This window comes from Pseudomonas sp. 2VD, assembly GCF_005503585.1.
Lineage (GTDB): Bacteria > Pseudomonadota > Gammaproteobacteria > Pseudomonadales > Pseudomonadaceae > Pseudomonas > Pseudomonas aeruginosa.
This window is the reverse complement of sequence record NZ_SCND01000302.1, coordinates 1-7,392: the sequence shown is the minus strand read 5'-3', so window position 1 is coordinate 7,392 and position 7,392 is coordinate 1. Positions and strand designations below refer to the sequence as shown.

Here is a 7,392-nt window from a genome sequence, read left to right as displayed (position 1 = left end):
CTCGGCTACATCATGCCCGAGTCGCGCAAGCGGGCGCTGCTGGCCCTGGCCCAGCGCTACGACGTGGCGATCATCGAGGACGATGTCTACGGCGACCTGGCCTACACCTATCCGCGCCCGCGCACCATCAAGTCGTACGACGACGATGGCCGGGTGCTGCTCTGCGGGTCGTTCTCCAAGGTCCTGGCGCCGGGCCTGCGGATCGGCTGGATGGTACCCGGGCGCTACGCCGACCGCGTGCTGCACATGAAGTACATCAGTACCGGCGCCAGCGCCCTGCAACCGCAACTGGCGATCGCCGAATTCATCGGCAACGGTCACTACGAGCCGCACTTGCGGCGCATGCGCGCCCAGTACCAGCGCGGACGCGATCTGATGATCGACTGGGTGGCGCGCTATTTCCCGGAGGGCACCCGCGCCAGCCGGCCCCAGGGCGGTTTCCTGCTCTGGGTCGAACTGGACGAGGCGTTCGACACCCTGCGCCTGGACAAGGCCTTGCGCAACCGCGGTGTACAAGTCGCGGTGGGCTGCATCTTCTCCGCTTCCGGCAAGTACCGGAACTGCCTGCGGATGAACTACGCGGCGTTGCCGACCCCGGCCATCGAGCAGGCGGTCAGGCGAGTAGGGGAGAGCGCTTGCGAGCTGCTGGAGCCTTGCGAGGCCTGAGCGGCAGTCGTGCTTTCGACGCAGTCGACGATTGCACAAATAGCAAATGCTAATCATTCGCATTTTTTGCTAGAGTTGCCTGATGCATGCATCCGCCGGCGCCGCTGGGCGCCGGTCACCAGGAGACCATCGTCATGTCGCAACCCGCCTATCGTCTGTTCAATGTCGAACTCAAGCGCCGCGAGCAACTCAGCCCGGCGCTGACCCGCTTCGTCTTCGGCGGCCCGGAGGTCGCCGAGATGAAGACCCTGGCCGCCGACCAGCGGATCAAGATCTTCTTCCCCGATGCCAGCGGCCAGCCGCCCAGCCTGCCCGGTGGCAGCGAGTGGTACCAGGCCTATCGCAGCGTCGAGCCGGCTCGCCGGCCGCCGATGCGTACCTACACCATCCGTGCGCTGCGCGCCGAGCAGGAGGAGGTCGACGTGGAGTTCGTCCTCCACGGCGAGAACGGCCCGGCCTCGGCCTGGGCGACCCACGCGCGGATCGGCGACCGCCTGCAACTGGCCGCGCCCAACCGGCAATACGGCGATGACCCCGGCGGCTACGAATGGAAGCCGCCGGCTGGCGTCCGCCATATCCTGCTGATCGCCGACGAAACCGCCTTGCCCGCGGTGGCGGGAATTCTCGAGGAGCTGGCCGGCGAAGCCGAGTCGCCGGTGGTCGAGGCCTTTCTCGAAGTGCCGGGAGAAGCCGATATCCTCGACCTGCCGGCGATTCCCGGTGCGCGCCTGCACTGGCTGCCGCGCCACCAGGCCGGCATCCATTCGCGCAACGGCGAGCGGATGATCGAGGCGGCGCGCCAGGCGCGGCTGCCGGAGCGCGAGGTGGCGGGTGGTGCGGCCCAGGAGCTGGAGGACATCGATATCGACGAGGAGATCCTCTGGGAACTGGCGAGCCCCGAGAGCGGCAGTTTCTACGCCTGGGTCGCCGGCGAGTCGGCGGCGGTGATGGCGATCCGGCGCTACCTGGTGCAGGAGCGCGGTATCGACAAGCGTCATCTGACCCTGATGGGCTATTGGCGCCTGGGCAAGGTGTTCGACTGATGGGCCGCTTCGTCGGGAAACAGGCGGACGGCTACGAGACGCGGATCGGCCGCCTGTTGCCGGGCTACGAGTTGCTGCACCTGCTCAGTCGCGCGCAGTTGCTGGCCCGTCTGCCGGAACGGGCGCGCCTGCTCAGCGTCGGCTGCGGCGCCGGCGGCGAACTGGCGGAGCTGGCAGGGTTGCGTCCAGGCTGGCGTTTCGTCGCGGCGGACCTGTCGGCCGACATGCTCGCCCTGGCCCGCCAGCGCTGCGCCAGGCTCGGCCTGCTGGAGCGGATCGAGCTGCACTGCGGCGACGTCGCCGGGCTACCGCCTGCGCCGCCTTGCGATGCGGCGCTGGTCCTGCTGGTGCTGCATTTCCTGCGCGGCGACCAGGCCAAGCGGCGCTTCCTCGAGGCGGTCGCCGAGCGTCTGGCGCCAGCGGCGCCGTTGCTGCTGGCCAACCTGATGGAAGCCCGGGACGCCTTCGAACGCCCGGTGCAGGCCGAGGCCTGCCGTTTGGCCGGGCTTTCCCCGGAGGACAGCGACGGCATGCTGCAACGCTTGCGCGAGGATTTCGATCCGTTGTCCGAGCAGCGCCTCGGCGAACTGCTGGAAGACACCGGCTTCGTCCTGCCCAGCCGCTATTTCCAGGCCGTGGGCTACCAGGCCTGGATCGCCTTCCGCGCCGGCTGAGGATGCCTCAGGCGAGGCGCGCCTGCGGCGTGATCTGGCGTGGGTCGGTCAGCAGCTCCAGCAGCGCCGGGCGTCCGCTTTCGCGGGCGCGGCGGAACGCGGCGGGGAAGTCGGCGCTGCATTCCACTCGTTCGGCGTGGGCGCCGAAGGCTCGCGCCAGGGCGACGAAGTCGGGGTTGTCCAGGCGGGTGGCGGATACCCGCCCGGGATATTCGCGTTCCTGATGCATGCGGATGGTGCCGAGCATGCCGTTGTTGACCACGATCACCACCGGCGTCGCGCCGAACTGCGCGGCGGTCGCCAGCTCCTGCGGATACATCATGAAACAGCCGTCGCCGGCGAAGCACACCACGCTGCGCTGCGGATCGCGCAGGCTGGCGGCGATCGCGGCGGGCAGGCCGTAGCCCATGGCGCCGTTGGTCGGCGCCAACTGCGTGCGGGCCTGGCGATAGCGGTAGAAGCGATGCACCCAGACGGCATAGTTGCCGGCACCGTTGGCGATCACCGCGTCGTCCGGCAGGTTTTCGCTGAGGTACGCGACCACGGACGCCAGGTCGACGCCCTGGATGGCGGGGTCGCTCGCGGCCGGGGTCGAGTAGGCCAGGTAGTCGGCATGGGCGGCTTCGCGCCAGTCCTGCCAGGTGCTCGAGGGCAACGGCGCGAGGTCGGCCAGGGCCTCGGCGAAGGTACACGGGGTGGCCTGGATCGGCAGTCGCGCCAGGTAGACGCGGTTCAGTTCCGCGCTGTCCGGATGCACGTGGACCAGCGTCTGCGCGGGGGCCGGACTACGCACCAGGCTGTAGCCGGCGCTCGGCGTTTCGCCCAGGCGCGCCCCGACCACCAGCAGCAGGTCGGCCTGGCGCAGCCGCTCCAATAGTGCCGGCGCCGCGCCGAAGCCCAGTTGCCCGGCGTAGTGCGGGTCACGGTTGTCGAACAGGTCCTGGCGACGGAACGAGGTGGCCACCGGTAGGCCATTGGCCTCGACGAAGGCGCCTAGCCGTTTCCTGGCGGCGCCGTCCCAGCCGCTGCCGCCAAGTACCAGCAGGGGCCGCCTGGCGTTCGCCAGCAGTTCGCGCAGTTCTGCCATCGCCGTGGCGCCCGGCCGCCCCGGAAGCACCCTTGGCACCGGCGCATCGGCGACCTGCGCGGAACCGAAGAGGATTTCCTCGGGCAGGGCGACCACGATCGGGCCCGGTCGGCCCGAGGTGGCGACGCTGAAGGCGCGGCCGACGATCTCCGGGATGCGTTCGATACGGTCGATTTCCACGGCCCACTTCGCCAGGCCCGAGAACATCTGCACGTAGTCGACTTCCTGGAACGCCTCGCGGCCCTTGAAGGCGCTTTCCACCTGGCCGACGAACAGGATCATCGGCGTCGAGTCCTGCTGCGCCGTGTGCACGCCATTCGCCGCATGGGTGGCACCGGGGCCGCGGGTGACGAAGCAGATGCCTGGTCGGCCGGTCAGCTTGCCGTAGGCATCGGCCATGTTCGAGGCGGCACCCTCGTGGCGGGTGACGACGGTGCGGATGCTGTCGGCGTCGTACAGCGCGTCGAGCACCGGCAGGTAGCTTTCCCCGGGGATGCAGTAGACGGTATCGACGGCATTGCGCCGCAATGCCTCTACCAGGATCTGCCCGCCGTTGCGCTGGGGAAGGGAGTCGGACATGAGGGCCTCGCTGCGCACGTTGTGGTTGCCCCGATCTTCGGCCCAAAGCGCGCCAGCGCCAAGCGACCTTTCTTCGCGAGTTCATTCCCGTGGCGCATGAACCCTCGTTCTTCGTTCCGGGGGAGGCCCCTTTCAGCGCTTCATCTGGACGAGAAGGGGACTGGAGCGTCATCGCAACGGGTCTCCTCTAGGCGGATCGGAGAGCGCGGTTTTCCGCTCGTTTCTCCATCTTCTCCTCAATTATGTCTATGTAACTATTTCCTCTAGCAAAAAGGATTGTTCTTACATTATTTATAAATTTTCTTTGTTAGTTTTTCCTCGAGCAGTGCTGTTTGGCGGCTTCCTGAGGGGAAGATTTTTGCTGGGGCGCTGAGATAGAGGACGAGTTGTTGTTTGGTCGTTGGTAAGTTTCGGCTTTTTGTCTTTTAGTCCGATGGGCAAGGGTACCAATGAGCAGGGAGGTTTTTAGGGTGAAATTTTTATCCGGTTTCTGGGAGCGCCGTCGTGCGAATGGCACTCCTCTAGTGTGTATCGAAGAGCGTGGCAGTGGTGCAGGCGAATTCTCGTCGGTGTCCCGTAGGGTTGAAACTGCTCCTGACGTACGTAGCGTTGCGTCTGCAGATCCGGAGCAGTGGTTACATTCCCAGGAGTACGAGCTTTCTTTCTGGAAGGATAAATGGCCCTATCGCCATCTGTCTGTCGAGGAACTACAAGAGGCCCGGCATAAGGATGCAATGTGGTTTCTTGGGAAGATGGGGTTCACGTACGGCTCCTCGCATTATCGCTACGAAGGTTTTGAAGGTAAGGTTTTGGAAGTAGGCAGTGGGCCGATCGGCTTTTTCGAGAAGGTCGAAGGCGTGACAGTGACTGCCCAGGACTCATTGATGGGGCTGTATGCAGAGAACCTTCCATTCTCGATTCTCGGGGGAAAGAGGTTCTTCTTGTTATATAAGGGATGGTGTTGCCGATATAGAGAGTGCTTTCGATTTCGTCGTTTGCTCAAATGTGCTTGACCATACGGCCGACTGGATCCAGTTCCTGATTGACTGTGTGGGCAGGTTGAGGACGGGCGGTGAGCTACTGTTGGTGACTGACTCTCGCGGAGTTCCAGCAATCGGGCATACACAGATATTCAGCCATGATCAACTGGTTCGTGTCTTGGAGTTGCTGGGGGCAAAGCAGTTCAAGGTGAAAGCCGTCGAGCGGGAGGATGGCGGTCACTGTGACTATCGTCATTATTTTCGGGTGATTTTCTAAAGTGCTCCCCGTCAATTGCTTTGCCTGGGCGGGCGCCAGGTTTACGCGTGTTTATCCAGGCTAGATAGAAGGGAGATGGTTGCTATCAGGTACTGCATCGATAGTAGCCTGGCTGTCAGCCGGATAGCGGCTGCTCCGGAGCATCTGGTGGGCCATATAGCCGCCCGCCGCGAGTTTGTATGAACCCTGCAAGGGGCTGCATGCAGAGGTCATGCCGTCAGCGACTGACATCGATCAAATCAGCCACCACTTGAACAGGAAGAAGAACGCCATGCCCAGCAGCATGCTCGCCAGGGTATTACGGGTATAGAGCACCAGCGCCACGGTGACTGCGCCGCTGACCAGGTAGGGATTGTCGTAGCTGAGGTCGATGCGGCCCTCGGGCATGAACACGATGGGGCCGCAGATCGCCGTGAGCATTCCCGGCACGGCGAAACCGAGGAACTGCCGCAGGTTGCTGCCGAGACGGATCGGCAGGCGCGGTTCGAGGAACAGGTAGCGGTTGAGGAAGACGATCGCGCCCATCCCGAAGATCACTGCCCAGACCATGGCGCCTCCCGATACAGCTTGTTGCAGATGAAACCGGCGGCCATCCCGGCGAGGCCGGCGAGGACCAGCGCCGAACTCCATTGCCAGTGGCTGAACAGCACCGAGCAGAACAGCGAGGTGGCCACGCAGACCAGCGTCGGTACGTTGCGCACCAGCGGCGCGACCAGGGCGATGAAGGTGGCGGCGATGGAGAAATCCAGGCCCAGGTGTTCGAGACCGGGAATGCTGCGGCCAAGCAGGATGCCGGCGAGGGTGAACAGGTTCCAGGCGATATAGAAGGTCAGACCGACGCCGAGGGCGTACCAGCGGTTGAAGTTGCGCCGGTCGTGCTGACTGGCGAGGGCGAAGAACTCGTCGGTGAGCAGGAAGCCCAGGCCGATCCGCCAGCGTCCCGGCAGAGGCGACAGGACCGGCCGCAAGCTCATGCCGTAGAGCAGGTGCTGCGAGGTCAGGAGGAGGGTGGTGAAGATGATCGAAAAGAACCCGGCACCGCCCTTGAGCATGCCGATCGCCACCAACTGGGCGGCGCCGGCGAAGACGATGGCGGACAGGCCCTGGCCCTCGGCCGGGGTGAGGTTGGCTTCGATGGCCATCGATCCCGCCAGCAGCCCCCAGGGCGCGACGGCCAGGGACAATGGGAGGATGGCGACGGCGCCGCGGAGAAAGGCTTGGCGGGGCAGGTCGTGGGCAGTCATGGGGGCATGGCGGTGGTGAACGTCGGTCCAGCATGCCAGCAGGCGCATCGGGCTGGCTTGAACGATCTTGCTCTTCGTATCCGTTATCCACGCAGGCGAAAGCGGCCGGTGTCCTTCCTTATATAAGGAGGACGGGCAGGGCAGGCGGCGGACGAGCGAGGGCCGCTCGAGGGCGCTGCGAAGAATCGAGGGAGAGAAGAGCTAACGCGGATGCTGACCGATCTTGTGGCCGCGGAACTTGGCGCCGAGGGACGGCTGGTAGGACATGGAACACCCGGTTTATTGCTGTTGTAGGGTTGGCACAGCTTAGCCTTGTTCAATTTTTCGTACAACGGAGCCTGTAAAATATCTGCTGCACCAGGTTGAACACCTTGCCTGGCCTGGCTTTGGCCGCTTTCGCGATGCTCTGGAAGGCCCTGTCTACGGCCATTTCGCCGTCCGCGAGGGCGACGAGAGGGCTATTGACAACAAATTGGCTTTCCGATTGACTCTGGCTCCAGCCCCCGCATGATTGAAATTTTTAACAAAAAAGGTGTTGCATCATGTCGGTACCCCTGCGTGCCGTTCAGCTCACTGAGCCGAGCCTGTTCCTTCAGGAACATCCCGAGGTCCAGTTCGTCGACCTTCTGATTTCAGACATGAATGGCGTGGTTCGCGGCAAGCGAATCGAACGCAACAGTCTGCCCAAAGTCTTCGAAAAAGGTATCAACCTTCCCGCTTCCCTGTTCGCCCTCGATATCACCGGCTCCACCGTAGAGAGTACCGGCCTGGGTCTCGACCCCGTCGCGTATACAAATCTGACGCTCCCGACGCACCCATCCGTGTATCCCTCGTTGTTGCCA

General features: G+C 64.2%; 6 protein-coding genes and 2 pseudogenes. 5 read left to right on the top strand and 3 right to left on the bottom strand.

Going from position 1 to position 7,392, the window contains the following annotated elements; genetic code table 11:
- The 3 genes from FFS27_RS25015 to FFS27_RS25005 all read left to right on the top strand — a co-directional run.
- Positions 1–666: aminotransferase-like domain-containing protein (locus FFS27_RS25015; RefSeq protein ID WP_137952265.1), on the top strand; the 666-nt coding region annotated here is incomplete at its 5' end.
- Positions 667–800: 134 nt separating this feature from the next.
- On the top strand, positions 801–1,709 hold the full coding sequence (locus tag FFS27_RS25010) for a siderophore-interacting protein (protein WP_073665662.1): 909 nt from the start codon (positions 801–803) through the stop codon (positions 1,707–1,709).
- The gene (locus FFS27_RS25005) at positions 1,709–2,383 is read left to right on the top strand and encodes a class I SAM-dependent methyltransferase (RefSeq protein ID WP_003100350.1); all 675 of its coding nucleotides are present in this window, start codon (positions 1,709–1,711) and stop codon (positions 2,381–2,383) included. The genes FFS27_RS25010 and FFS27_RS25005 overlap by 1 nt, the downstream gene beginning before the upstream one ends.
- 7 nt (positions 2,384–2,390) lie before the next feature.
- Here the strand turns inward: FFS27_RS25005 and FFS27_RS25000 are convergent, their stop codons facing one another.
- Positions 2,391–4,049 (bottom strand): thiamine pyrophosphate-binding protein, encoded by a 1,659-nt coding sequence (locus FFS27_RS25000; RefSeq protein WP_021264705.1) that lies wholly within the window; start codon positions 4,047–4,049, stop codon positions 2,391–2,393.
- A gap of 734 nt (positions 4,050–4,783) precedes the next feature.
- Here FFS27_RS25000 and FFS27_RS24995 point away from each other — a divergent pair.
- Positions 4,784–5,306: pseudogene (locus tag FFS27_RS24995) on the top strand (class I SAM-dependent methyltransferase).
- Between the two features lie 234 nt (positions 5,307–5,540).
- Here FFS27_RS24995 and FFS27_RS24990 read toward each other — a convergent pair.
- Both FFS27_RS24990 and FFS27_RS24985 read right to left on the bottom strand, forming a co-directional pair.
- Positions 5,541–5,855: an AzlD domain-containing protein gene (locus FFS27_RS24990; protein WP_016263543.1), complete on the bottom strand. Its 315-nt coding sequence runs from the start codon at positions 5,853–5,855 to the stop codon at positions 5,541–5,543.
- Complete coding sequence (locus FFS27_RS24985) at positions 5,840–6,550, bottom strand: AzlC family ABC transporter permease (RefSeq protein WP_003162262.1); 711 nt, start codon at positions 6,548–6,550, stop codon at positions 5,840–5,842. Before FFS27_RS24985 ends, FFS27_RS24990 begins: the two co-directional genes overlap by 16 nt.
- 542 nt (positions 6,551–7,092) lie before the next feature.
- Between FFS27_RS24985 and FFS27_RS24980 the strand changes: the two are divergent.
- Positions 7,093–7,392 (top strand): annotated as a pseudogene (locus FFS27_RS24980) (hypothetical protein); the annotation flags it as partial.

Excerpts from the sequence above, each read along its gene's own strand:
- FFS27_RS25010 (WP_073665662.1), top strand. The coding sequence starts at position 801 with ATGTCGCAACCCGCCTATCGTCTGTTCAATGTCGAACTCAAGCGCCGC.
- FFS27_RS25005 (WP_003100350.1), top strand. The coding sequence starts at position 1,709 with ATGGGCCGCTTCGTCGGGAAACAGGCGGACGGCTACGAGACGCGGATC.
- FFS27_RS25000 (WP_021264705.1), bottom strand. The coding sequence starts at position 4,049 with ATGTCCGACTCCCTTCCCCAGCGCAACGGCGGGCAGATCCTGGTAGAG.
- FFS27_RS24990 (WP_016263543.1), bottom strand. The coding sequence starts at position 5,855 with ATGGTCTGGGCAGTGATCTTCGGGATGGGCGCGATCGTCTTCCTCAAC.
- FFS27_RS24985 (WP_003162262.1), bottom strand. The coding sequence starts at position 6,550 with ATGACTGCCCACGACCTGCCCCGCCAAGCCTTTCTCCGCGGCGCCGTC.